Below are 23475 nucleotides of genomic sequence, written 5' to 3'. Positions count from 1 at the left end.
CGCCGGTGGCCCGCACCGCCGGGGGCGGCTCCCCCGGTGGTGCGGGCCGCCGGTCAGCTCAGCCGCGCGTCGGCGTAGACGGCCATCGCGTCGCACTGGTAGGCGGCCAGCCCGTCGGCGATCCGGTCGAAGTTCGTACGGAACCCGGGGTCGTCCACATAGGTCCGGCCCAGCCCCCTGTACGCGGCCGCGCACGGGGTCCAGAACAGGCACACGCCCTGGTAGTGGGCGTCCACCTCGGCCTGTACCGCGGGGTCGGCGACGGGGGTGCCGGCCGCCATGAGCTCCGCCATGCGGATCATCTGCGCCGTCGCCTCACGCTGCCACCGCTCCATGTCCTCGGCGGTCATCCCCGCGACGGCCCGCCGGGACTGCTCCCACTGCTCCGGCCACCTCTCGCGCGCCTCCTCCTCGTGGCTGCCGGGTTCGAACCCCTCGAACAGGTTCTCCGGCCTGTTGATCTTCGCCATACCGCTGTCACCCCTGCCTTCCTCCAGTTCGGCGATGGTGCGGCCGACCGTGCGGGCGAGCGTCTCCAGCCGGTCGCGTTCCGTGAGCAGCCGCCGGTGGTGCTCGCGGAGCGCGGCCAGCTGGTCCACCTGGCTGTCCAGGACCGCCTGGATCTCGCGGAGCCCCAGGCCCAGCTCCCGCATCAGCAGGATCTGCTGCAACCGCAGCAGGCCGGCCTCCTCGTAGTAGCGGTGCCCGTTGCTCCCGGTCCACGCCGGCGGCAGCAGGCCGATCTCGTCGTAGTGCCGCAGCGTCCGGGACGTCACCCCGGACATCCGGGCCACATCCGCGATCGACCAGGCCATCGTCCCGCCTCCCCTCGCCGGGCCGGTCTCTCCGGCCCCACCGGAGACGGTAGGAGTTGACGCAGCGGAAACCGCAAGCCGGACCGCGAACCGGCACAGGGACCGGCACCGGGACAGGCACCGGGCGGGAGGTTCCGGGCCGCGGCCCCGGAGCCCTCGTCCCGTCATGAGCGCACCGCTCGGTGGGGGGGGTAGGTACACCCCCGGCGGGTGGGGAACCGGCTGCCGTTCGCGGGCGGGCACGGGTGAGACTGGGCGGCGAGCGGATCCACCGGGGACCCGCCCCAGGGGGAAACCATGACAAAAGCGATACAGAGCCGCGTCCAGGGCTCTCTGCTGGCCACCGGACGGGCCTTCGTCCTGACGTTCGCGAGCATCGCGGGCTCGGTCACCCTGTTCGTGCTGTCGGTGCTGTCCCTCGCGTTCATTCCGCTGGGCGTGGGACTGCTCACCACACCGTGGGTGACGGAGCAGGTCCGCGCGCACGCCAACCGGCGCCGGCTGCTCGCCGTCACCTGGTCGGATGTGCGCATCCCCGTCCCGTACCGGCCGCTCCCCGGGGACACGGGCGAGGGACTCGCCGGACAGGTGCGGCGCACCGTGCTGCTGCTGAGGGACCCGGCCACCTGGCGCGACCTCCAGTGGCTGCTGGTGGACATGACGGCGGGCGCGTTCGTGCTGGTCCTGGTGGTCGGGCTGACGGTCTACCCGGCGGAGGCACTGGTCCTGGCCGCCGGGCTGTGGCGGGTGTACGAGGACCACCGGTACTGGTACGCCTTCGTGCCGGTGGACAGCCAGACGTCGGCGCTGTACGCCCTCACGCTCGGTGCCGCGCTCTTCGTCGCCGGACTGTGGGCGAACCGGCCGCTGCTGCGCCTGCACTTCGTGCTCGCCCGGTCGGTGCTGGCGCCGACCCACGAGCAGGAACTGGCGCGGCGCATCGACCGGCTCACCGAGACCCGGCACGAGGCGGTGGACACGGCCGCGTCCGAACTGCGGCGCATCGAACGGGATCTGCACGACGGGGCCCAGGCCAGGCTGGTCGCCATGGGGATGAGTCTGGGCACCATCGAGGCCCTGGTGGAGAAGGACCCGGCCCAGGCCAAGAAGCTGCTCGCCATGGCCCGGCAGTCGTCCGCCGAGGCCCTGACGGAGCTGCGCGACCTCGTACGGGGCATCCATCCGCCGGTCCTGGCCGAACGCGGCCTCGGGGACGCCGTGAAGGCGCTGGCGCTGCGGCTGCCCGTCGCGTCCGAGGTGTCCGTCGAACTCCCGGGCCGGGCCGGTGCCCCGGTCGAGTCGGCGGCGTACTTCGCGGTCAGCGAGACCCTGACGAACGCGGTGAAGCACGCGGGCGCCGACCGGATCTGGGTGGACGTGCACCACGCGGACGGGATGCTGCGGATCTCCGTCACGGACAACGGCGGGGGCGGCGCGGTGGTCGGAGCGGGCTCCGGGCTGAGCGGAATCGAACGCCGGCTGGGTACATTCGACGGCGTCCTGGCCGTCAGCAGTCCCGCGGGCGGCCCCACCATGGTGACCATGGAGATCCCTTGCGCGTTGTCCTAGCCGAAGATCTCTTCCTGCTCCGCGACGGCCTGGTGCGGATGCTGGAGGCCTACGACTTCGAGATCGCCGCCGCCGTGGAGAGCGGGCCCGAACTGTCCCGGGCACTGGCCGAGTTGAAACCGGACGTCGCCGTCGTCGACGTCCGGTTGCCGCCGTCGCACACCGACGAGGGCCTCCAGTGCGTCCTCGCCGCACGGCGGGAGCGCCCCGGCCTCCCGGTCCTGGTGCTGTCACAGCACGTGGAGCAGCTGTACGCCCGGGAGCTGCTGGCCGACGGCGACGGCGGCATCGGCTACCTGCTGAAGGACCGGGTGTTCGACGCCGGCCAGTTCGTCGACGCGGTACGCCGGGTGGCCGCGGGCGGTACGGCGATGGACCCGCAGGTGATCTCGCAACTGCTGTCGCGGCGCGCGCGGGACAAGCCGATCGGCGGGCTCACGCCGAGGGAGCGCGAGGTGATGGAGCTGATGGCACAGGGCCGTTCGAACGCGGCGATCGCCTCGCAGATGGTGATCACGGAGCGCGCGGTGGCCAAGCACACCTCGAACATCTTCGGCAAGCTGGGGCTGCCCCCGTCCGACGACGACAACCGCCGGGTGCTCGCGGTGCTGGCGTATCTCGACCGGGGGTGAGGGCTCCGCCCCCCCATGGCGACAACTTTTGTTTACATGCCGACTTTCGTAAACTAGAGTTGTCGTATGACTTCGTTCGAGATCACCCCCGGAGAACAGGCGGAACTCCACAAGGCCCTGCACGACGCCCTCACCCCTCTCGCGTCGGCCGTGCGCTCCCGGACCTCGGGGCTCCCCGGCGACCGCGTGTGGGAGGCGGATCCCGTCGAGGTGACGTTGTCCGTGCTGGCCGCGTGGAAGGTCGTGGACACGGAGGTCAAACGGCTGACGGAGATCGCGGCGGGCACCGCGGGGGCCTACGGCGCGAGCTACGAGCAGCTGGGCGCCGTATGGGGCATCACCCGCCAGGGCGCCCGTAAGAAGTGGCCCGGAGCCGTCAGCCGCCCGACGGACGCGGCGGCGCGGACGAGCGGCGCGCTCGGGCTGTGCGGCGGGACCGCCGAACTGGTGCGGGAAGCACCGTCCGGCGGCTGGCGGTGGACCGGCGAAGGCGCGGACGGGACCCGGGGGGCCTCCGGCGCCGGCGTCCGGTACGCGACGAAGGAGGAGGCCGCGGCCCACGCGGGTGCCTTCCTCAGGGAACACGCCCTCGACCGGCCCTGAGGAGTAGGACCTGAGAAGCGTCCAGGAAGGCCGCGGGGCCGGGGTCCCGCCACCGGCGCGACGGCCGCCGGCGCCTCGAAGGGCCGCTGACGGCGGGCAGGAGCACGCCCGGACCGCGCCACGGAGGGGCGTGCCGGAGTGACCATCGCACCATTCGCTCGTTCAGCTGAATGTGCCCCCACTGCGAGCTGTACCGCCGTCCGCCGCCCGCGTGCCCGGGGAGCCGGCGGAGCGTGCCGGTGTCCTCCGGTCCGGTGCCGGAGCGGACGACTCCGGCCGGACCGGAGCCGAGCGGGCCGAGGCCGCCCTCACCGAGCACTACGCCCGCCTGGTCCGCATCGGGTACCTGGTGCTGCCGCCCGCCCTGGGGCGCGACCGCCGGGTGCTGGCCGCTCACCGGATCGTCCAGCGCTCCCTGCCCCGAGTGGCCCGCGCCCTGGAGCCGGCGGCGGCCCTGGGCCGGGACCCGGGGTGTGTGTACGCCCGTGTACGGCTGTGGGTGGTCCGGGCGGCGCTGGAGGCGGGGCTGCCGCCGCGCCGGTTCGCGCTGCCCCGGCGGGTGCGGTTGCCGTCGCCGCTGCCGCAGGTGTGGGGGCTGCGGCTGTTCCCGCAGTCCGGCGGTGCGGACGGGCTCGCCCTGGAGCGGGCGCTGGCCGGGATGTCGGGCCCCGGCCGGGCGGCACAGGTGCTGCGCGGGCTGGAGGGGCTCGCGGACGAGGAGGTGTGCCGGGTGCTCGGCGCGGCCGGGGTGGCCGAGCCCCGGGCCGCGCTGGCGGAGGCCGGGGCGCGGGCGGCGCCGCACGCCCTGCTGGCCTCCCCCGAGTTCGACCCGTGCTCCCTGCAGGCCAGGCCGGCCGATCTGCTGCGCCGGAGGCGGCGGGTGCGGACGGTGTGGACGGGGCTCGCCGCCCTGGCGGTGTGCGGGACGCTCGTGCTGATGCCCGGGGACGGCCTGGGCGGCCCCGGCGCCTCGACCGCCCCCCTGTACTCCCGTCACCCGGCCGCCGAACAGGCCCTGGACCCGGCGGCGTTGCGCCGGGTGCCGGAGGGTTTCTGGCAGAACGCGTCCCGCGAGGACTTCACGGTCTGGCCGGCGCGCGGCGACCGTACGGAGGATTCCCGGCTGCTGGGCCGGGCGCTGGCCACCTGGGCGCGGCCGGGGCCGGCGGTGGTGTCGTCGGCGACGCCCCGGACGCCCGCCGGGCCGCCGATGGGGCCACCGCAGCTGCTGTACGCGGGCGAGGTCGGCGCGTGGGCGGTGGTGCTCTTCCACGACGGGCTGCGCGTCGTGCGGTACGCGGAGTCCCGGGAGGCCGATCCGTCCCGGGGCGCGGTGCTCGACTTCGCCCGGGTGGACGGCGCGGACGAGGTGGCGTCGGCGGCCGTGGTCGTCCAGCGCCGGGCGGGCCTGGTCCGCTATCTGACCGCGCCCTGGGTGCGGGGCACCGCCGTACGTGACCTGCTGGATCCGCGCGGTGCCGCGCGTCCGCTGCCCCGGCGCGCGGACGGGGTGACGGACCCGCTGCCCGTTCCGCCCTCCGGGGCGGCCGGCTGCGGCTCCTGGCCGGCGCTGGAGCTCCGGGACGGCACGGCGGTCCGGCTGATGACCGATCTCGGTGAACTGACCCCGGCGCGCCTCACCTCCGGTACGCCGGCGGCCCCGCACGACGTGTCGGGTCCGGCGGAGCGGGCGAGCTGGGCGCGTACCGCCTGTCTGCTGCGGTCCGTGCGCTCCCACGGGGTCCGGGCGGTGAACTCCTGGCCGTACGCGGAGCAGTCGCTGCCCGAGGGCGGCGGGACCGCGCTGTGGCTGTGCACCCGGGCGGAGACCTGGCGGGGTACGGGCAGCAGGGTGCTGGCGCAGTTCCAGGCGCCGCCGGAGCTGTCGGGCGGGAGCGGCGCGCCGGGTGCGGTCGCGGCCCGTGCCGAGGGTTCGCCGGACTGCGGGCCGCGCCGGCCGCGGGTGCTGGCGGGGGTGCTGTGGAAGTCGGGGGCGGGGCGGTGGTACGTCCTGGCCGCCGGTTCGCGGCAGTTCACCGCGGTGTCGGCGGCGGGGGGCGTCCAGGGGCGTGCCCGGGGGCGGTTGCTGGCGCTTCCGGCGCGGGCGGGTGACCGGGTGCGGCTCGACGGGTTCCTGGCGGGCGGTGGCCGGGTGCGTGCTCTGCGGTGAACTCCGGTGCCGGGTGCCCTGGTCCGGCCCTCGGCTCTCCCTGCCCGGCCCCCGGCTCCCCCGGCCCTGCCCCCGGCTCTCCCGGCCCGGCCGGTGGGGCGGGGGCCCCGATAGGCTGGGGGCATGACGACCGGGGTGCGGCGCAGGATGGGTGTCGACGAGCGCAGGGCCCAGTTGATCGGTGTCGCCCTGGAGCTGTTCGGCCGCCGCTCCCCCGACGAGGTGTCGATCGACGAGATCGCGGCCGCGGCCGGGATCTCGCGTCCGCTGGTCTACCACTACTTCCCCGGGAAGCAGAGTCTGTACGAGGCGGCGCTCGGCCGGGCGGCCGACGAGCTCTCCGGACGCTTCCTGGAGGCGCACGAAGGGCCTCTGGGGACGCGGCTGCTGCGGGTGATGGGCCGCTTCTTCGACTTCGTCGACGAACACGGGCCGGGGTTCGCCGCGTTGATGCGGGGCGGCCCGGCCGGCGGGTCGTCCCGGGCCGACGCGATGGTCGACGGGGTGCGGCAGGCCGCCTACGAGCAGATCCTGGCCCACCTCCAGGTGGCGTCGCCGCCCGCCCGGCTGGAACTGGTGGTGCGCTCCTGGGTGTCGCTGGCCGAGGCGACGGCCCTGCTGTGGCTGGACGGGCGGCGGGTCCCGCGTGCCGAGCTGGAGTTGCGGCTGGTGCACGACTTCGGGGCGCTGGCGGCCGTGAGTGCCGCGTACGACGCGGAGACGGCCCGGATCGTGCTGCGGGTCTTCGCCCAGGAGCCGGCGGACGGCCCCTTCGGCGACCTGCTGGGGCGGCTCGCGGTCCTGTTGCCGGACATGGCCGCCGTGCCGCCCCAGCGCGGGCCCGGCGGGCGGGTTCAGCGCTTGCTGTAGGACGGGTCGAGTTCGCGTACCTCGGCCGAGGCGTGGACGGTGAGCCCGTCGGCCGGCTGGATGTACCGGGTGAGCAGTTCCAGTACGGCCTCGGTGAGCCGCAGTTTGAGTTCGGCGGTGCGGCCGGGCAGCAGTCCGATGTTCACGTCGACGACGGCGTCGCCCTCCGGTGCGTCGCCGACGACGCTGTCCTCGGCGCGGCGGAAGCGGGTCTTGCAGCCGGCGGCCTTGGTGGAGACGGTCTCGGCGATGAGCGGGTGCAGGGCCAGGGCGAAGCCGCGGCGGTCGAAGCTGTCGTGGAGTCCGGCGGAGTAGTCGACGGTGATCTGCGGCATCAGGCGCTCCAGGGTGAGGGTGTACGCGTCGGGTCCGGTGGTGCCGTCGCGCCCGCCCGGCCGGTGGGCGCGACGGCGTTCAGCTTTCCGTGCGTGTGGCGGCCGCACAAGGACGGTCCGTTGTACGGACGGGGACGCGGGCCGGCCCCGGCTCCGTGTCCCCGCGGGGGGTACGGAGCCGGGGCCGGCCGGGGTGCGGCGGGCCGGGACTCAGCCCGTGGTGAACACGGCGACCGTGCGGCCCGGGACGGTGAAGCCGCCCGATGCGCGGTCGTACGCCGCCTTCCTGACGGTCCGGTCGGCGCCCTTAGCCTGCACGGGGTGCAGGATGTAGCGCTCGCCGGCCAGGTCCGCGACCCGCTGGGTCACGGTGCCGGGGGTCGCGTTCATGACGACGACCAGGCCGCCCAGGCGCATGGTGATGACGCCGGGGGTCTCCTTCGTGCCGGAGAGCGGGAAGGACAGGTTCCGCTGCACCTGCTCGGTGGTGGCGAGGCCGAACTCCTTCTCGGTGGTGCGGATGGTGAGCAGGTCCTGGTAGGCGGCGGACGCTCCGGTGATCTCGGCGCAGCCCGGGGTGAGGGCGGCCGAGGACAGCAGCGGCTTGCCGTAGGACCACTTGTCCTGGTTGTCGGCCGCCGGGGGCAGGCCGCGGCCGAAGCCGTTGCCCTTGCGGCAGTCCCAGTGCAGGGCGTTGAACCAGTCACCGCTGTCGTAGGAGTTGCGGTCCAGCGACTTGGAGCGCAGCAGGTCGGTGCCGGCCTGGGAGAGCGAGGGGCCCTGCGCGAGGGTGGCGGTGGCCATGGCGACGACCTGCATACGGGCGCGGTCGGCGGCCGGGGTGCCGGCGGGCAGCTTGAAGGCGAGCGCGTCGTAGAGGGTCTCGTTGTCGTGGGCGTCGGCGTAGGCCAGGGCGTCACCGGGGACGGCGGCGTATCCGGCGGGGGCGCCGTTGTAGTCGACGGCCGAGCCCTTGACGGTGCGGCCCCGGGTGTCGGTGAAGGTGTAGTCGGCGAGGTTGCCGGTGAGGCCGACCTTGATCAGGTCCTGGTAGTGGAGCAGCCGGGCCTTCTGTTCGGCCTCGGTGCCGTTGGCGGGTGAGGTGTTGGGGTCGGTGTAGAGGCCGGAGGCGAAGCCCTGGACGCGGGGGTCCTCGTCGAAGGGGCCTCCGCCGCGTACGGCGTCGCGGGCCCGGTCGGAGAAGGTGGCGATGCCGGTGCCGGCCATGTTCTTCTGGGTGGCCTGGACGAAGCGCGCGTCGTCGGCGATCTCGCCGAAGTTCCAGCCCTCGCCGTACAGGATGATGTTCTTCCCGTCGACGCCGTCCTTCTTGGGGGTCAGTGCGTCGAGCGCCTCGCGGACGGCGAGGATGTTGGCCTTGGGGTGGTGGCCCATCAGGTCGAAGCGGAAGCCGTCGACCTTGTACTGCTTGGCCCAGGTGACGACCGAGTCCACGACCAGCTTGCCCATCATGGTGTTCTCGGGCGCGGTGTTGGCGCAGCAGGTGGAGGTGGCGACGGTGCCGTCCTCCAGGAGCCGCTGGTAGTAGCCGGGGACGATGCGGTCGAGGACCGACTTGTCGTCCTGGCCGGAGGCGACGGTGTGGTTGTAGACGACGTCCATGACGGTCCGCAGCCCGGCGCCGTTGAGGCCCTGGACCATCTGCCGGAACTCCACGGTGCGCTTCGTGCCGTCGGGGTCGGAGGCGTAGGAGCCCTCGGGGACGGTGTAGTGCAGCGGGTCGTAGCCCCAGTTGAAGGCGTCCTTCGCGGCGGCCTTCGCGACGCAGGCCTGCTGCTCCTCGGAGTCGGGGGCGTAGACCGACAGGTCGCAGGCGGGCTTCGTCTGCCCGGACTTCTTCTCGGGGATGGTCCCGATGTCGAAGGCGGGCAGCAGGTGGACGTAACCGGTGCCGGCGTCGGCGAGCCCGGCCAGGTGCTTCATGCCGTCGGAGCGGGTGTCGGTGAAGGCGAGGTACTCGCCGGGGTGCTTCGACGTGCTGTCCGTGATGGAGAAGTCGCGGATGTGCAGTTCCTGGATCTGGGCGTCGCGCAGCGGAACGGCCGCGGGCTTCTTCAGCGAGGACCAGCCGCGCGGGGCCAGCTCCGGGTCGTCGAGGTCGACGACGAGGCTGCGGGCGGAGTCCGCGGTCAGGGCGGTGGAGTAGGGGTCGGTGACCTTGTTGGTGACCATCTTCTGGACGGTGGGCGCCCAGACGTCCACGACGTAGCGGTAGGGCTTGCCCGTCCAGTTCTTCCTGCCCTTGACCGACCAGACGCCGGTGCGGTCGTCGCGCCGCATCGGGACGGTGCGGCCGTCGAGTTCGAGGGCGACGGTGCGGGCAGTGGGCGCCCAGACGGAGAGGGTGGGGCTGTTCCCGCGGAAGACCGGGCCGAGGCCGGCGCTGCTCGCGGCCTTGCCGTACAGGTCGTCGAGCACCCCGGCGGTCTGTACGCCGGTGGCGGCGAGCAGGGCGCCGTTGGCGGCGCGCTGGGTGGCGATCAGCTGGCCGCGCAGCGATGCGCGGATCCTGTCCCGGTCGCGGGGGTCGACGGTGAAGGCCGGGTAGTCCTTCAGGTGCGGGTACTTCGCCTTCTGCGCGTCGGTGAGCGCGGTGGCGCCGAGCCTGAGCCACTGGCCCTCGTCGCTCAGTGCGCCGTCGGTGACGGTGATGCCGCCGTTCTTCGCGTGAACGAGCTGCTGGCTGGTGGCGTCGGTGGCCTTCACCTTCCAGACGACGGTGTTCTCGTCGATCCACTGGGCCTCGGCCTTGGTGAGGTCGGGGGCGGGGACGCCGCCGGTCTGCGGGAGCAGGTAGCCGGGCCTGCCGCCGAGCAGCCACACCTCGTGGCCGTAGGTGGCGATGTCCAGGGACTGGTCGCTGGGCAGGTCCTTCTCGTCGCCCTTGTGGAGGATGTAGCTGAGCGAGGTGGCGCCGTCGGTCAGCGGGACCTCGTAGGTCGCGCCGTAGGCGTCGGTCTTCACGGGCTGGAGGGGCTTGGCCCAGTCGGTGGGGGCGGCGGCGCCGGTCCAGGTGTGCAGGCCCCAGCCGTCGTAGTCGCCGTCGGCGCGGTGGTAGTGCAGGACCGCCTTGGCGGTGTCCTGCGGCGGGGCCGCGGGGGCCTCGGTGGCCTGTCCGTCCTTGCCCTGCTCGACCCAGACCTGTCCGGTCCTCGCGAGGTCGACGGTGCGTTCGGGGCCGTCGGCGGTGCCGTCCTTCTCGATCGTGTACGGGAAGGAGGAGGCGCCCTCGTCGAGGTCGATCCAGGCGAACGCGCCGTAGGCGTCCCGGCCGGTGAAGGCGGCGGTCTCACCGCCCGACTTCAGCTGCCAGCCCTCGTAGTCGCCGTCCGCGCGCTTGTAGTGGACGACGGCGTGGTCGCGTTCGACGGCGACGGGCTTCGGGGCGGGCGGGGCCTGGCCGGCGGTCGTGGAGGCGAGGGCGCTCGCGGTGCGTCCGGCGCGGTCGATGACGACGGCCTTGTAGCGCAGCGGGGTCCCGGCCTTCACCGTCTCGTCCAGGTGCTGGGTGACCTTGTACGGGGCGTGGTCGGCGGAGCCGAGGGTGACCCACTTGCCGTTGCCGGTCTGCGCGGCGAACACGACGCGGTTCAGGCCTCCGCCGTCCACGTCGGCGCTGATCTCGACGGTGCCGGTGGCTCCGGCGGCCGGGGCCGCCAGGGTGACGGCCGGCCCGGTGGCGGGCCTGCCGAGCGGCTTCACGGCGCGGAGCACGACGCTGGACAGCGCCGGCACGGTGACCTCGACGGTCTTGTCCGCGGCGCTGCGGACGGTGCCGGAACCGCCGTACAGCGTACGGAAGTCCATGCCCGCCGACTCGGTGGGCAGCTCGACCGTCCTGGCCTCGGCGGAGTTGTTGGAGGCGACGACGTACTCGTAGGGGCGCTCGGTGTCCGTGCGCGAGAAGGCGTGGACGGGGCCCTCGGCGTAGCGCTCGGTCTGGACGCCGTCGCGCAGGGCCGGGTGCTCCCGGGTGAGCTTCGACAGGGCCGCTATCGACCGGTAGAGCGGGTGGGCCGTGTCGTAGGCGGCCGAGGCGTGGGTGCGGTCGGTGCCGATCTGGTCGTCGTCGAGGTAGTCGGCGGTCTTCGAGGCGAAGAGGGGCTGGCGGGCGTCCTTGTCGCCGCCGGCGCCGGTGTAGCCCTGCTCGTCGCCGTAGTAGATCACCGGGTTGCCGCGGCCGAGGAACATCAGCTCGTTGGCGAGGCGGGCCCGCTTCAGGAGTTCGGCGTCGGACGCCTTCGGGTTGTCCTGCTTCAGGAACGTCCCGATGCGGCCCATGTCGTGGTTGCCGAGGAAGGTGACCTGCTCGTAGGCGTTGGCCTTGTCGGTGGTGTAGCGGTAGTCGTCACGGTAGACGGCGGCCGGCTTCGAGGCGGGCGCGCCCTGGGAGGCGTACTGCCGGGCGGCTTCCTGGAAGGGGAAGTCGAGGGTCGCGTCGAGGCGGCCCCGGGTGACGTAGGGCGAGGTGATCGCGGTGTCGGCGGAGTAGACCTCGCCGAACATGAAGAAGTCGTCCCGGCCCTTCCTGGCCGCGTAGGTGTCCAGCGCGGTGGCCCACTGGGTCCAGAAGTCCAGGTCGACGTGTTTGACGGTGTCGATGCGGAAGCCGTCGATGTCGAAGTCGCGGACCCACTTCTCGTAGATCTTCTCCATGCCCTCCACGACCTCGGGACGCTCGGTCCACAGGTCGTCGAGGCCGGAGAAGTCGCCGTACTCGGTGGACTCGCCGGCATAGGTGGAGTCACCGCGGTTGTGGTACATCGTGGGGTCGTTCAGCCACGCGGGGACCTTCTTGTCCGCGCTGCCGGCGGCCGGCGTGTACGGGAAGGAGCCGGCGTCGACCTTCGCCATGCCGTCGCTGTCGTCGAAGGGGCGGCCGTCCACGTCGAGGTAGGGGAAGGCGCCCTTGGGCTTGTAGCCGTACTTCTTCTCGGCGTAGTCGACGGTGTCGGCGGTGTGGTTGGTGATGACGTCGAAGAAGACCTTCATGCCCTTGCCGTGGGCCTTGTCGATCAGCTTCGCCAGGTCGGCGTTGGTCCCGAAGTGCGGGTCGACCTGGGTGAAGTCGGTGATCCAGTAGCCGTGGTAGCCGGCGGAGGCGTTCTCGCCGGTGCCCTGGACGGGCCGGTTCTTGAAGATCGGGGCCAGCCAGATGGCGGTGGTGCCGAGGCCCTTGATGTAGTCGAGCCGCTCGGTGAGGCCCTTGAGGTCGCCGCCCTGGTAGAAGCCCTTGTCGGTGGGGTCGAACCCGGTCTCCAGGCGTGTGCCGGTCAGTCCGCCGCGGTCGTTGGAGGTGTCGCCGTTGGCGAACCGGTCGGGCAGCACGAAGTAGAACTGCTCGCGGGTCAGGTCGTGCCGGGCGTCCTCCTTCGCCAGTTTCGCGTCCGAGGGCGGGGACGGGGGTCTGGGCGCGGCGGACGCGGAGGCCGCCGGCACGACGGGCAGCAGCACCGCGCACAGCGCGGCGACGGCTCCCCGCCTGAGGGTGGTTCGGGACACGGGCGGGTTCTCCTCGGGATTTCAGCGGTGGGTGGTTCAGCGGGGCGGGCCGGGGCCGTGTGACGCGCGGCCCCGGCCCACCCCGGCCGGTGGGAAGGTCAGCTGCGCCAGACGTCGGCGGTCAGGGCGACGCGGCCGGAGGAGGGCACGGTGGCGGTGCGGTTGGCCCCGCTCTCCCAGGTGACGTTGCCGTTCGCGTCCTTGCGGACGTACTTGTACTCGAACGACGTCCCGGCGGGCAGGGCGACGTCCAGCTTCCAGACGGGGTACGCCGCCGGGTCCAGCTTCGGCGCGGAGGCCGGGTTCCAGTTGCCGAGGGCGGCCTGGTTGCCGGTGACGTAGATGTTCTGGCCCATGACGGTGGTGGCGTTGACGCCGAAGGAGGCCCCGGACTGCCCGGTCCCGCCGCCGTCGCCCCCGCCGTCCCCGCCGCCGTTGCCGGTGCAGGTACGGGCGCCCACGTGCAGGGCGACGGCGGTGTTCGAGCCGAGGGTGGCGGTGAACTGGCCGGACCCGTTGACGGTGACGCCCTTGCCGGACTGCACGTCGCAGTAGTCGCCGGCGGGCAGCGAGGTCTGGAAGGTGCGGGTCAGCGAGGAGCCCTCGTGGTTGATGGCGACGTATGCCTTGGAACCGCGGCCGAAGGCGATCTGGTCACCGCCGTTGTCCCACCAGTTCGTGACCCCCTGGCCGCGGGCGGTGTTGCGGAAGCCGACCATGGAGGAGATCTCGCGCCAGTCGTGCTGGCACTTCCAGCCGTCGCTGTAGCAGGCGTTCACCTGGCCGCCGTTGGGCGGGCCGGCGTCCTTGTCGGACCACTCGTAGCCGGAGTGGACGTCCGGGGAGCCGTAGGGGTAGGCCAGCATGAAGACGCTCGCCAGGGTGTAGTCGGCGCCGCTCTTGTAGTTCAGCGTCTCGCCGTTGCGCTCGGTGTCGTGGTTGTCGACGAAGACCGCCGACTTGCCCGACTCCATGAAGCCCCAGCCCTCGCCGAAGTTCTTGAGGTAGGCGAGGTTCTCCTCGTTGAAGACCTTCTTGAGGCTGCGGGCGTAGCGGAACTCCTGGACGTCACCGCTGCCGAGGTACTCGGAGGGCGAGACGGCCTCGCCGGCCCCGTAGATCGCCTCGTGCTTCCAGTAGACGTTCGGGTTGGACAGCCGGGACTTGATGTTGGCGAGGTCCCCGGCCGGCATGTGCTTGGCGGCGTCGATCCGGAAGCCGTCCACGCCGAGCGACAGCAGGTCGTTGAGGTAGCCCGCTATCTTGCCGCGGACGTAGTCCTCACCGGTGTCCAGGTCGGCCAGGCCGACGAGCTCGCACTTCTGGACATTGTCGCGGTTGCCGTAGTTGTTGCCGATCTCCGTACGGCAGTCGTCCATGTCGTTGCCGGAGTAGAGCCCCGGGTAGTTGTACTTGCTGTACGAGGACCCGCCGGTGCCGGTGCCGGACCCGGCCGACATGTGGTTGATGACGGAGTCGGCGATGACCTTGACGCCCGCGCCGTGGCAGGTGTTCACCATGTTCGCGAAGGACCCGCGGTCGCCGAGCCGCCCGGCGATCCTGTAGCTGACCGGCTGGTACGAGGTCCACCACTGGCCGCCCTGGATGTGCTCCTGGGGCGGGGAGACCTGGACGTATCCGTAGCCGGCCGGGCCGAGGCTGTCGGTGCACGCCTTGGCCACGGAGTCGAACTTCCACTCGAACATCACCGCGGTGACGTCCTTCTCGCCGCCCGGCGCGGCCTGGGCGGTGGTGGCCGTACCGAGGCCGGCGGGGACGGCGAGTACGGCGGCGCCCGTGGCCAGGGCGAGCGAGGCAGACAGCGATCTGCGTGCCATGTGACTTTCCTCCTGCTGTGGGGGAAGTGCTGGGGATGGCGGAGCGACCTCGCATGGCAACGCGCCGTGCCCTGAAGGCTCATGAAGGTTGAACGGCTTGAAGGTTCTTGCAGCAAGCCTGCAAAAAGGCCGTGCGCAGCAGACCGTACGAGCCTGACCTGCCCTGGTCAACCCCCTGGACACAACCCGCTTACGCACCGCTCACATCGACGAAATCTCGGAGATTTCTTCCTGCAAGGACTTACGCAAGATATTGCGGCCCTGTTAAGTTCGTCCCGACTCCGGCCCGGCCGGCCGGGGGTCCGGCACGCCGGGTCCCACGCGCCCGGCCGGCCGGGCCGGTCACGCCACGGAGAGGCCCCGGGATCGCTTCCCCGCCGGCCCGCCCTGGGCCGATCACCGGGGCCTCTCCCGCGCGTGGCCCGTCTTCCGGCGCGGTCTGCTTCCCGCGCGGCCTGCTTGCCGCGTGGCCTGCTTCCCGCGCGTGTTCCGTTTTCCGCGCGTGGCCCGCCTCCCGCCTGTGGACCGTCTCCTGTCTGTGGTCCGGCAGATCCGGCTGCGGTCCGGCGGGTCCGGCTACGCCGTCCCGGGGCGATCGCGTTCGACGGGTGGGGCGGCTGGTGCGGAACGGTCCTGATTACACTCGGCAGCCATGTGGCCAGGACAGCAGTCGCCCTCCGGACAGCCGAACCCCCAGGGCGAGTACCCCGGTTCGGATCACGCGCAGCCCACGCGACCCGGCCGGCCGGCCCCCGGGCAGCACATCGCGCCCGCCTCCGGCATGCCCGTGACGGCCGCCGAGCCGCGCCGCCGCCCCTGGGACCGGACCACGACCGCCTTCGTGGCCGGCGCCACGGCGGTCGTCGTGGCCTGCGGGGTGACGGGTTTCCTGGCACTGCGGGGCGACGGGGACGGCGGTAGCGGCGGGGGCGGCGGAACCGACGCGAAGCCCTCGGTGACGGGCTCGGCGGACCCCGGTGGCGCGAAAGCCCCTTCGGGCGGGGCCGGTTCGAGTCCTCTCGTCCCTGGCTGGAACACGGTGGTCAACGCCGAGCGCGGCATCACCTTCGACGTGCCGGCCTCCTGGGCCCGGCAGTCCGCGAGCTGGGTGAGCTACGTCACGGAGGAAAGCGACCCCGAGCAGAAGCCGCTGGTCGCGATGATGGCCCCGGCGGTGCTCAAGGAGAAGTGGTGCACCTCCGACGACGACAAGGACGGCTCCCCGGAGGACACCGCGCTCGCCTCGGTGGGCACCACCGGGGAGAAGGGGGCCAGGAGTGCCGCCGAGGCGGCCGAGGACACCGCGAAGAAGTGGGTCTACGGCGCCTACACCCAGCCCGACAGCACCCACCTCGTCATCGGGGAGCCCGAGTCGTACCGCACGAAGACGGGCGTCGAGGGGAGCCTGGTGACCGTCACCTCGTCCGGTGCGCGGGCGAAGGGCACCTGTGACACCGACGGCAAGGCGGTGACGTTCGCCTTCAAGAACGCGGACGGCGCGTTCGTCTCGTGGACCTATGTCGGGGCGCACGGGGTGAGCGACGAGGTGGCCGACGCCACGATCCGCGAGATCCTCAGCACCGTACGGCTCCACGAGGACGGCGACGGCGAGGGCTGAGCGGGCACGCCCCGCACACCCGGCTCCGCGCCCGCCCGGGGCGCCCGCTTCCGGGCCCGGGGCGGGCGCCCCGGGCCCGAGGCCCCGATCCGCGCGCTCGGGGCGTGTACGGCGATCGCGGCCCGGCCGGAGCCCCCAGCGGATCACGGGCGTTCCGGTTCACGGCGCCTGCGCACCGCCCCCTCTCCCCGCGCCGCCCCCTCCCCGGGTCGCACGCCGGACCGTACCCGGGCCTCAGCGTACGTTCCGCGCGATCGCCCTGACGGTCGCCAGCACGGTCTCCCGGTCGAGGCTGGTGCCCTCGAACGCCCGGTGCATCGGCCAGCCTTCGATGAAGGCGTCGAGTGCGCGGCACGCCGGTTCGGGGAAATGGAGGGACAGGCTGTCCTTGCTCCGGAAGAGCCACCGCCGCGCGACCGCCGCGACCGCCCGGTTGTACTGGGCGTAGGAGTACATCTCGATGATCAGCGAGAGCTCCCGGCGCGAGATGTACTCCTGGCCGCAGATGAGGTCCGCGACCACCTCGCACGCCTCGTCCTGGTCCCGCGCGGACTCCAGCGCGGCACGGTAGGACTGCGACATGCTCTCCGAGAGGCGGGTGAACGCCTGCTCGAAGATGTCCTCCAGCCCGTCGAAGTAGTAGGTGAGGGAGCCGAGCGGGACTCCGGCGTGTTCCGCGACGCGCCGGTGCGTGACCTTGTGCACACCGTGCCCGGCGATGACGTCCAGGGCCGCGTCAAGGATGCGTTCCCTGCGCTGCGGATCGTTGGGAACTCTTCTGACTCCGCTCATCGGCGCCCTCTCAACCGTGCTCGACCGTGGCAAGGCCATCCTGCACCCCACTTCGGCCCGCCCCTTCGAAAAGTGTGTACGATTGTGCACACTTTCAAAGGGGCCCTCTCGTGAACCGAACCGCGACGCTACGACGAAACGCGCTTTTCGCACTCTTCCTCCTGCCCGGCCTGGGGATGTCGTCGTGGGTGACCCGCACCCCGGACGTCCGCGACATGCTGGGCGCCTCGACGGCGGAGATGGGTCTGGTGCTCTTCGGGCTCTCGGTCGGTTCGATGGCCGGGGTCCTCTCCTCCGGGCTCCTCGTCGCGCGTTACGGTGCGCGTCCCGTCGTGACGGCGGGGACCTTCGGTGTGGCTCTCGGCCTGCTGCTCATAGCCTGCGGGGCCGCGATGTCCCAGAGCGTGGTCGTCGCCTCGGGCCTGTGCCTGTTCGGTCTGGGCATGGGAGGCGGGGAGATCGCCCTGAACGTCGAAGGGGCGGACATCGAACGGCTCCTGGGCCGGCCGATCATGCCGCTCCTGCACGGCTTCTTCAGTCTCGGGACCGTGGTCGGCGCCGTCGTCGGCCTGGTCCTCACCGCCATCGGCTTCTCCGTGGTCATACACCTCCTGGCGGCCGGGGCCGTCACGCTCCTCGTCCTCGCGGCAGCGGTGCGGTATGTGCCCGCCGGGGTCGGAAAGCAGGAGCGGACCGCACGGGCCGGGGGGACGGGCGGCCGGAAGCCGGCGGTGTGGAAGGACGTCAGGCTCCTGCTGATCGGCGGTGTCGTGCTGGCGATGGCCTTCGCCGAAGGTGCCGCCAACGACTGGCTGCCCCTCGTGATGGTCGACGGCCACGGCTTCGATCCGGCTCTCGGCTCAGGCATCTTCGCGGTGTTCGCGGCGTCGATGACGCTCGGCCGTTTCACCGGCGGGTACTTCCTCCAGCGTTTCGGCCGGGTGGCCGTGATGCGTGCCGGCGCCGCGGCGGGCGGGCTCGGCCTCGCCCTCGTGATCTTCGCGGACAACCGGTTCCTCGCCGGGGCCGCCGTGGTGCTGTGGGGCCTCGGTGCCTCGCTCGGCTTCCCGGTGGCGCTCTCGGCGGCGGGTGACTCGGGCGAGAACTCCGCCGCGCGCGTCTCCCTGGTCGCCACCGCAGGTTATGTCGCCTTCCTCGTCGGTCCGCCTCTGCTCGGTGTGCTCGGCGAGTACTTCGGACTGCGCAACGCGCTGATCCCCGTCCTGGCGTGCGTGGCCGCCGCCCTGCTGCTGGCCCCCTCCGTCGCTCCCCGCGCCAAGACCGCCGAGCGCGCCCCGGCCTGAGGGCGCACCCCGGGAAGACCTGGCCGCGGAAACGTTTGTCCGGGCCGTCGGGGCCGCGCTGCCGCCACCGCTGTGGCGCGGTCGTGTCCGCCGGCCGCGGCCGTCACCTCCGCGACAGGCCCGGCCCCCGGGGAACGGGCGCGCCGCTCAACGGGGGCAGGGCAGACCCGCGCGCCTGGCCGTGTCAGCCGTGGTGATGATGGTGTCGAGCCGGTCCCGGGTTCTCACCAGGGTGCCGACCTGTGCGTCGATGCGGTTCCGTTCGGCCGCCAACAGGACCAGCAGCTCCGGGGTCACCTCGCCCGTCTCGACGCTCGGCAGCAGTTCCACGATCACCCGGCTCGGCAGGCCCGCGGCGTACAACTGCTGGATCACCTCGACCCGGTCCACGGCGCTGTCCGGATAGTGCCGCTGGCCGCTGGGGCTGCGTACGGAAACCAGCAGGTTCTGCTCTTCGTAGTAGCGCAGCGCCCGTACGCTCACGCCCGCTCTGGCGGCCAGCTCGCCGATGCGCATCAACGCCCCCTCATGGCCCGGACCGCCCTTCCCGCCCTGGCGCCGGCTCGTCCCCTGACGTCCACTTGCCCCCCGGTATCGGCTTGCCCCTGACGTAGGCGTCAGGTTTTAGCGTAGCCCGCGAACGGTCCGCACAGGGTTCACCCCACCGCCGCCAGGAGGCATTCATGAAGATCGCCGGTTCCGTCGCCCTCGTCACCGGCGCCAACCGCGGCATCGGCCGGCATTTCGCCCAGCAGCTCCTGGAGAGGGGCGCCGCCAAGGTCTACGCGACGGCGCGCACCCCCCGGCCGGTGGACCTTCCCGGTGTGGAGGTGCTGCGGCTCGACATCACCGACCCCGCCTCGGTCGCCGCCGCGGCGGAAGCGGCCCCGGACGTCAGCCTCCTGATCAACAACGCCGGTGTCGCCACCCGGCACAACCTCGTCACCGGAGACCTGGAGAAGATCCGGCTGGAGATGGAGACCAACTACTTCGGCACCCTCCACACGGTCCGGGCGTTCGCCCCCGTCCTGGCCGCCAACGGGGGCGGGGCGATCCTCAACGTCCTGTCGGCGATGTCCTGGCTCGCCCACGACGGGGCCAACGCCTACGGCGCGTCGAAGGCGGCCGCGTGGAGCTTCACCAACGGCATCCGCGTCGAACTCGCCGGGCAGCGAACCATGGTGACGGGTCTGCACATGGCCAGTACCGACACCGACATGATGGCCGGGTGGGACGTGGAGAAGAACGATCCCGCCGACGTCGTACGCGCGGCGCTCGACGGCATCGAGGCCGGGAAGCTCGAAGTCCTCGCCGACGACGACAGCGTTCGGCTCAAGGCCGCCCTGTCCGCCGACCCGAGCGTGCTCTACCCGCATACCGTCCCGGGCGTCTGACCGTCCCGGCCACCCGACCGCTCCGACCGTCCCGGCCGCCGGGACGCGCCGTACGCCTCCGCAGGGTCCTTACGGCCGCGCCGCTCCCGGTCACCCCGGGCCGTGACGGCCGTCCTCCGGGCGGCTCCGGCATCGGCCCGGATCGGCCCGGGGCGATGGGGTCACCCGCCGGCCGGGGTCCCCTCGCCGAAGACCTCTTCGGCGGTGGTGGCGAGAGCGGCGCGCTTGAGCCACTGGCGCAGGAGGCCGGGGTCGCCGCAGGTGGTGATCTGCTCGCGGACAGCGTCGGTGATGCCGATGCCGCGTACGTCGAGGATGAGCAGGAGGTCTTCGGTGCGGCCCTGGGCGCGGCCTTCGTCCCGGATTTCCTCGGAGAGGGGTGAGGTGTAGAAGGAGAGATCCACGGCCACCAGGTTCCTCCACTGTTGTGCGGCGGGGCGGTTGCCCAGGCCTTGTGCGATGAGTTCGATGACGGGTTCGGCGATGGTTTCCGGGATGTCGCGCAGGGCGGTGGACATCGTTTTCAGTATGGCATCGACGTCCGGATCGTCGGCGTGCGTGATGGCGGAGAGCGTGGCGAGGGCGAGGTCCTTGCGGACCTCGGCGACCTCGGTGATGACGGGCATGTTGTGCGGGCCCGCCACAAGCGGCCGGGTGATGACGGTCGGCCACTGGGGCAGGCCGATGGTCAGGGGCCGGGCGGCCCAGGCGGCGGTGGCGTGGTCCTGGCAGACGACCAGGAGCAGGACGGGCAGCCGGTACCTGTTGTTGAGGTAGGTGACGTAGTAGGGCCAGCTGGCTGTCTTGCCGGGGTCCTTCTTGCCCTGGGCCTCGATGACGAGGAGGAAGGGGCCGTCGCCCTCGGTCTCGATGCGCAGGAGGGTGTCGACACGCCGTTCCAGGGGCTCGTTCGTGGTGAGGTCGACGGTGAGGGGTTCCGCCGAGACGAGGGGCGGGAGTTCGAGCCCCAGGACGTCGGAGAGCCGGGTGAAGAGGCCCGGGTATTCCTGGAAGACGCGGTGCATCGCTTCGTGGGGTGCACTGACCATGGGTGGTCCGTTCGGTCGTGGGTCGTGGGTCATGCGGCTGTCTGTGGGCGGGCGCGGTCGCGGCGGTGGCCGGGGGCGGGAGGGGGAAGCCCGAAGACCCGTCGCCCCCCGGCTCCCGGTCTTCCCTCCCGCGGCAGGGTCGCACGGCGGCCGGCACGAGCCGGACCACGCGACCGCGGGCCGGAAGGGGACGGTCCCGGATCCGCGCACCGCGGCGCGTGCCGCCTCGCGGGGTGAAACATTTCCCCGGGGTCACCGCATCTAGAGGGGTGTAGGTGAGAGGGGGTGGCGGATGAGGCAGTCCGAGGAGGACGCCTTCCGCGAGTTCGCGAAAGCCCGCATGGGCCATCTGTTCCGTTCGGCATGTCTGCTGACCGGCGGGGACACGCATCTCGCCGAGGATCTCGTACAGGAGACACTCGGCAAGATGTACGGGGTGTGGGGGCCTGCCTCGCGCGTGGGGAACCCGGCGGCGTACGCGCAGACCGTACTGGTGCGGTGCTGTCTCGGATACAGGCGGCGCAGGTCGTCGAAGGAACGGCCGAGCGGCGAACTGCCGGACCGGGCACAGGTGCCGGTGCCGGATTCATCCTTGAGGGTGACGCTCCTCGACGCCCTGCGGGGGCTGCCGCCCAAGGACCGCGCGGTGATCGTGCTGCGTTACTGGGAGGACCTGTCGGTCGCGGAGACCGCGGACGTGCTGCACACCAGCCCTGCGGCGGTACGCACCCGCAGCACCCGTGCGCTCGCCCGGCTGCGCGAGCGGCTGGGCAGCAGCATCGGCGAACTGACCGTGCACTGAACGGACTTCTTCGTTCTTCTCTTCTTTGTCTCTCTTTCCGCGGACGCGGGGACGGTGGTGGACGGCATGTACGAGAACAGGGCCCGGGAGGGCCGCGGCCCCTTCGAGGACGAGCTCGGCGCGGCGATGAAACGGACGGGGGAAGGTTTCTCCAGCGCGGGCCTGCCTCTTGTGGACGGCGGGATCGCGCGCGGCCGGCGGCGGGCGGTGCTACGTCGCGGCGCGGTGGTGACCGGGAGCGTGGCGACGCTGGCCGTGATCGGGCTCGGCGGGTCGTACGTCACCGGGGGCATCGGCGGCTCCCAGGGCGGCGGGGCCGCGGTCGGGGCCCCGCCGGCGGCGAAGGAGGCTCCGGCCGGGCAGCGGCCGGGCAGCGGGAACTACTCCGCGAACCAGATGATCAAGCTGCTCGAAGGGCTGCTCCCCGAGGGGGAGTTCAGCGGGCAGGAGGGACGCGGGACCAAGGGGACGGGAGAGCTGAAGGACCTGCACGCCCCGTACGCCTCCGTGGTGTACGACGACGGCCGGGGGAAGGCCGCCGTCTCGGTGGGCCTGAGCCGTCAGTACCCCGGCCGGCAGCCGGACGGCGACTTCCTCTGCCCGGACAAGAACCTGACCGCGTACGAGGCGTGTTCCGGCACGACACTGGAGGACGGTTCCCGTCTCCTGCTGTTCAAGGGCTGGGAGTATCCGGACCGGCGCGAGGAGACCAGGCTGTGGTACGCGGACCTGCTGACACCCGCGGGTCACCGGATCACGGTGACCGAGTGGAACGCGCCCGCGGAGAAGGGCGCCCCGGTCAGCCGTCCCGCACCGCCGCTGTCGCTGGACCAGCTGGAGGATCTGGTCCGGGCGGCGGAGTGGCGCCCGGTCATCGAGTCCCTGCCCGAGCCGGCAAAGCCGCCGCTGGAGCAGCCGGACCCGGGGCAGCTGAGCGGCGAGGAGATCCTGCGCAGGCTGACCGGCCGGCTTCCCGAGCGCCTGACGGTGAAGGCGTCCGGGTACCAGGAGGCGGAGTACGCGTACGCCGTGGTCGACGACGGCGAGGGCGGGAGCTTCGTGCAGATCAACGTCCAGCCGGACATGTCCGACGTCGAGGGCGACCTCTTCGGTCCCGACGCGAAGGTCCTGGCGGACGGCACGAAGGTCACCACCCGTGAGGGGCCGGGCGAGAAGGGCGGTGCGGGTGTGAACATGCGGGAGGTCGACACGATCCGCCCCGACGGTTTCCGGGTGGTGGTCTCCGCCTACAACGCGGCGGCCCAGCACGAGGCCGCGAGCCGCGAGTTCCCCGCCCTGACCCTGGCCGAGCTGGAGGAGATCGCCACCAGCACGGTGTGGCGGAGCTGAGGGCCGGTTCGCCGCAGCACCACCGTTCCGGAGCGCGACGAGGCGGTCCCCGTACCGCCTCGTCGCCGGGTCACCGGTGGCGGGTCACCGGTGTCAGGGGAGATCCCGCTGCGAGGGGACGACGACCCCGTACAGGTCGGCGACGGTGGCGAGGGCAGCGCGGTGCACCTGCCCGGCGTCCACCTCCGTGCCCAGGACCGGCAGCGCGCGGGTGGCGCAGACATCGGCCGCGACCGTGGGGCGGTAGCCGCGCAGGAAGGCGCCCTGGGCGGTGAAGGTCACGCACATGTGCGTCATGAACCCGGCGATGACGAGGTCCTTGCGGCCCGCGGCCTCGACGTGCCGGTCCAGGTCCGTACCGACGAAGGAGTCCGGCGCCTGCTTGACGACGACGGGCTCACCGTCGGCCGGTGCGACGTCGGGGTGGATCCGGCCGCTCTCGGCCCGGATGTCGTACGGAGATCCCTCGCCGCCGTCGTGGATGACGTGGATGATCCCGGCACCCTCCCGGCGGGCCCGTGCCAGCAGCTGTGCGGCGGCGTCGAGCGCCTCCCGCCAGCCGTCCAGCTCCATGACACCGGCCGTATAGGTGTTCTGGTAGTCGACGAGGACCAGGGTCGACTCGGCCAGCTTCGCGGGAACGTCCGGGAGACCGTTGACCTGACGCAGTGTGGTCCTGGGCATGGGTGACCGCCTGAGGGTTGGTGTGGGTGATCGGAGTGCGGGGTCACCACCGCGGCGACCTGCTCCTACGACGCTACGGGCCTCGCCCCGTGTCGGCAATGTCGTCTAACATGCAGATACCGACATG

General features: G+C 72.4%; 18 protein-coding genes. 10 read left to right on the top strand and 8 right to left on the bottom strand.

Annotated elements, in window-relative coordinates:
- Positions 1 to 53 precede the first annotated feature (53 nt).
- Positions 54 to 815, bottom strand: coding sequence for a MerR family transcriptional regulator (locus tag CP967_RS24975; RefSeq protein WP_150490121.1), 762 nt, complete (start codon positions 813 to 815; stop codon positions 54 to 56).
- Between the two features lie 297 nt (positions 816 to 1112).
- On the opposite strand from CP967_RS24975, the gene CP967_RS24970 reads away from it, so the two are divergent.
- The 5 genes from CP967_RS24970 (at position 1113) to CP967_RS24950 (ending at position 6659) form a co-directional block, all read left to right on the top strand.
- Positions 1113 to 2384: a sensor histidine kinase gene (locus CP967_RS24970; RefSeq protein ID WP_150490120.1), complete on the top strand. Its 1272-nt coding sequence runs from the start codon at positions 1113 to 1115 to the stop codon at positions 2382 to 2384.
- Positions 2369 to 3016, top strand: coding sequence for a LuxR C-terminal-related transcriptional regulator (locus CP967_RS24965; protein WP_150490119.1), 648 nt, complete (start codon positions 2369 to 2371; stop codon positions 3014 to 3016). Before CP967_RS24970 ends, CP967_RS24965 begins: the two co-directional genes overlap by 16 nt.
- A 66-nt stretch (positions 3017 to 3082) precedes the next feature.
- The gene (locus CP967_RS24960) at positions 3083 to 3619 is read left to right on the top strand and encodes a hypothetical protein (RefSeq protein ID WP_150490118.1); all 537 of its coding nucleotides are present in this window, start codon (positions 3083 to 3085) and stop codon (positions 3617 to 3619) included.
- Positions 3620 to 3791: 172 nt separating this feature from the next.
- Complete coding sequence (locus CP967_RS24955; protein WP_150490117.1) at positions 3792 to 5789, top strand: hypothetical protein; 1998 nt, start codon at positions 3792 to 3794, stop codon at positions 5787 to 5789.
- A gap of 123 nt (positions 5790 to 5912) precedes the next feature.
- Positions 5913 to 6659: a TetR/AcrR family transcriptional regulator gene (locus CP967_RS24950; protein ID WP_150490116.1), complete on the top strand. Its 747-nt coding sequence runs from the start codon at positions 5913 to 5915 to the stop codon at positions 6657 to 6659.
- Here CP967_RS24950 and CP967_RS24945 read toward each other — a convergent pair.
- From CP967_RS24945 to CP967_RS24935, 3 genes are all read right to left on the bottom strand, one after another.
- Positions 6644 to 6994 (bottom strand): 5-carboxymethyl-2-hydroxymuconate Delta-isomerase, encoded by a 351-nt coding sequence (locus tag CP967_RS24945; protein ID WP_150490115.1) that lies wholly within the window; start codon positions 6992 to 6994, stop codon positions 6644 to 6646. The two genes, CP967_RS24950 and CP967_RS24945, sit on opposite strands and share 16 nt — an antisense overlap.
- Before the next feature lie 210 nt (positions 6995 to 7204).
- Complete coding sequence (gene pulA / locus CP967_RS24940; RefSeq protein ID WP_150490114.1) at positions 7205 to 12517, bottom strand: pullulanase-type alpha-1,6-glucosidase; 5313 nt, start codon at positions 12515 to 12517, stop codon at positions 7205 to 7207.
- A 98-nt stretch (positions 12518 to 12615) separates the two neighbouring features.
- A complete protein-coding gene (locus CP967_RS24935; protein ID WP_150490113.1) occupies positions 12616 to 14355 on the bottom strand; it encodes a carbohydrate-binding module family 20 domain-containing protein in 1740 nt (579 codons plus the stop codon).
- A gap of 787 nt (positions 14356 to 15142) precedes the next feature.
- On the opposite strand from CP967_RS24935, the gene CP967_RS24930 reads away from it, so the two are divergent.
- Positions 15143 to 15973: a DUF8017 domain-containing protein gene (locus tag CP967_RS24930; RefSeq protein WP_150492038.1), complete on the top strand. Its 831-nt coding sequence runs from the start codon at positions 15143 to 15145 to the stop codon at positions 15971 to 15973.
- A gap of 234 nt (positions 15974 to 16207) precedes the next feature.
- Here the strand turns inward: CP967_RS24930 and CP967_RS24925 are convergent, their stop codons facing one another.
- Positions 16208 to 16765: a TetR/AcrR family transcriptional regulator gene (locus CP967_RS24925; protein ID WP_150490112.1), complete on the bottom strand. Its 558-nt coding sequence runs from the start codon at positions 16763 to 16765 to the stop codon at positions 16208 to 16210.
- Positions 16766 to 16875: 110 nt separating this feature from the next.
- On the opposite strand from CP967_RS24925, the gene CP967_RS24920 reads away from it, so the two are divergent.
- A complete protein-coding gene (locus CP967_RS24920; protein ID WP_150490111.1) occupies positions 16876 to 18069 on the top strand; it encodes an MFS transporter in 1194 nt (397 codons plus the stop codon).
- Positions 18070 to 18216: 147 nt separating this feature from the next.
- Here CP967_RS24920 and CP967_RS24915 read toward each other — a convergent pair whose 3' ends face one another.
- Positions 18217 to 18585, bottom strand: a complete 369-nt coding sequence (locus CP967_RS24915) for a MerR family transcriptional regulator (protein ID WP_150490110.1) — start codon at positions 18583 to 18585, stop codon at positions 18217 to 18219.
- A 167-nt stretch (positions 18586 to 18752) separates the two neighbouring features.
- On the opposite strand from CP967_RS24915, the gene CP967_RS24910 reads away from it, so the two are divergent.
- Positions 18753 to 19463, top strand: a complete 711-nt coding sequence (locus CP967_RS24910; protein ID WP_150490109.1) for an SDR family oxidoreductase — start codon at positions 18753 to 18755, stop codon at positions 19461 to 19463.
- A 161-nt stretch (positions 19464 to 19624) separates the two neighbouring features.
- On the opposite strand, the gene CP967_RS24905 is transcribed toward CP967_RS24910, so the two are convergent.
- Positions 19625 to 20512, bottom strand: a complete 888-nt coding sequence (locus tag CP967_RS24905; protein ID WP_150490108.1) for a hypothetical protein — start codon at positions 20510 to 20512, stop codon at positions 19625 to 19627.
- 292 nt (positions 20513 to 20804) lie between these two features.
- Here CP967_RS24905 and CP967_RS24900 point away from each other — a divergent pair, with 292 nt between their 5' ends.
- The gene (locus tag CP967_RS24900) at positions 20805 to 21314 is read left to right on the top strand and encodes a SigE family RNA polymerase sigma factor (protein ID WP_150490107.1); all 510 of its coding nucleotides are present in this window, start codon (positions 20805 to 20807) and stop codon (positions 21312 to 21314) included.
- A gap of 66 nt (positions 21315 to 21380) precedes the next feature.
- The gene (locus CP967_RS24895; protein ID WP_150490106.1) at positions 21381 to 22664 is read left to right on the top strand and encodes a hypothetical protein; all 1284 of its coding nucleotides are present in this window, start codon (positions 21381 to 21383) and stop codon (positions 22662 to 22664) included.
- A 93-nt stretch (positions 22665 to 22757) separates the two neighbouring features.
- On the opposite strand, the gene CP967_RS24890 is transcribed toward CP967_RS24895, so the two are convergent.
- Positions 22758 to 23348 carry a cysteine hydrolase family protein gene (locus CP967_RS24890; RefSeq protein ID WP_150490105.1) on the bottom strand — a complete coding sequence of 197 codons (591 nt, stop codon included), beginning with the start codon at positions 23346 to 23348 and terminating at the stop codon, positions 22758 to 22760.
- Positions 23349 to 23475: the final 127 nt, after the last annotated feature.

Source organism: Streptomyces nitrosporeus, assembly GCF_008704555.1.
Taxonomy (GTDB): Bacteria; Actinomycetota; Actinomycetes; order Streptomycetales; family Streptomycetaceae; genus Streptomyces; species Streptomyces nitrosporeus.
Note: the sequence above shows the minus strand (reverse complement) of the source record. Positions and strands in the feature narration are given on the sequence as shown.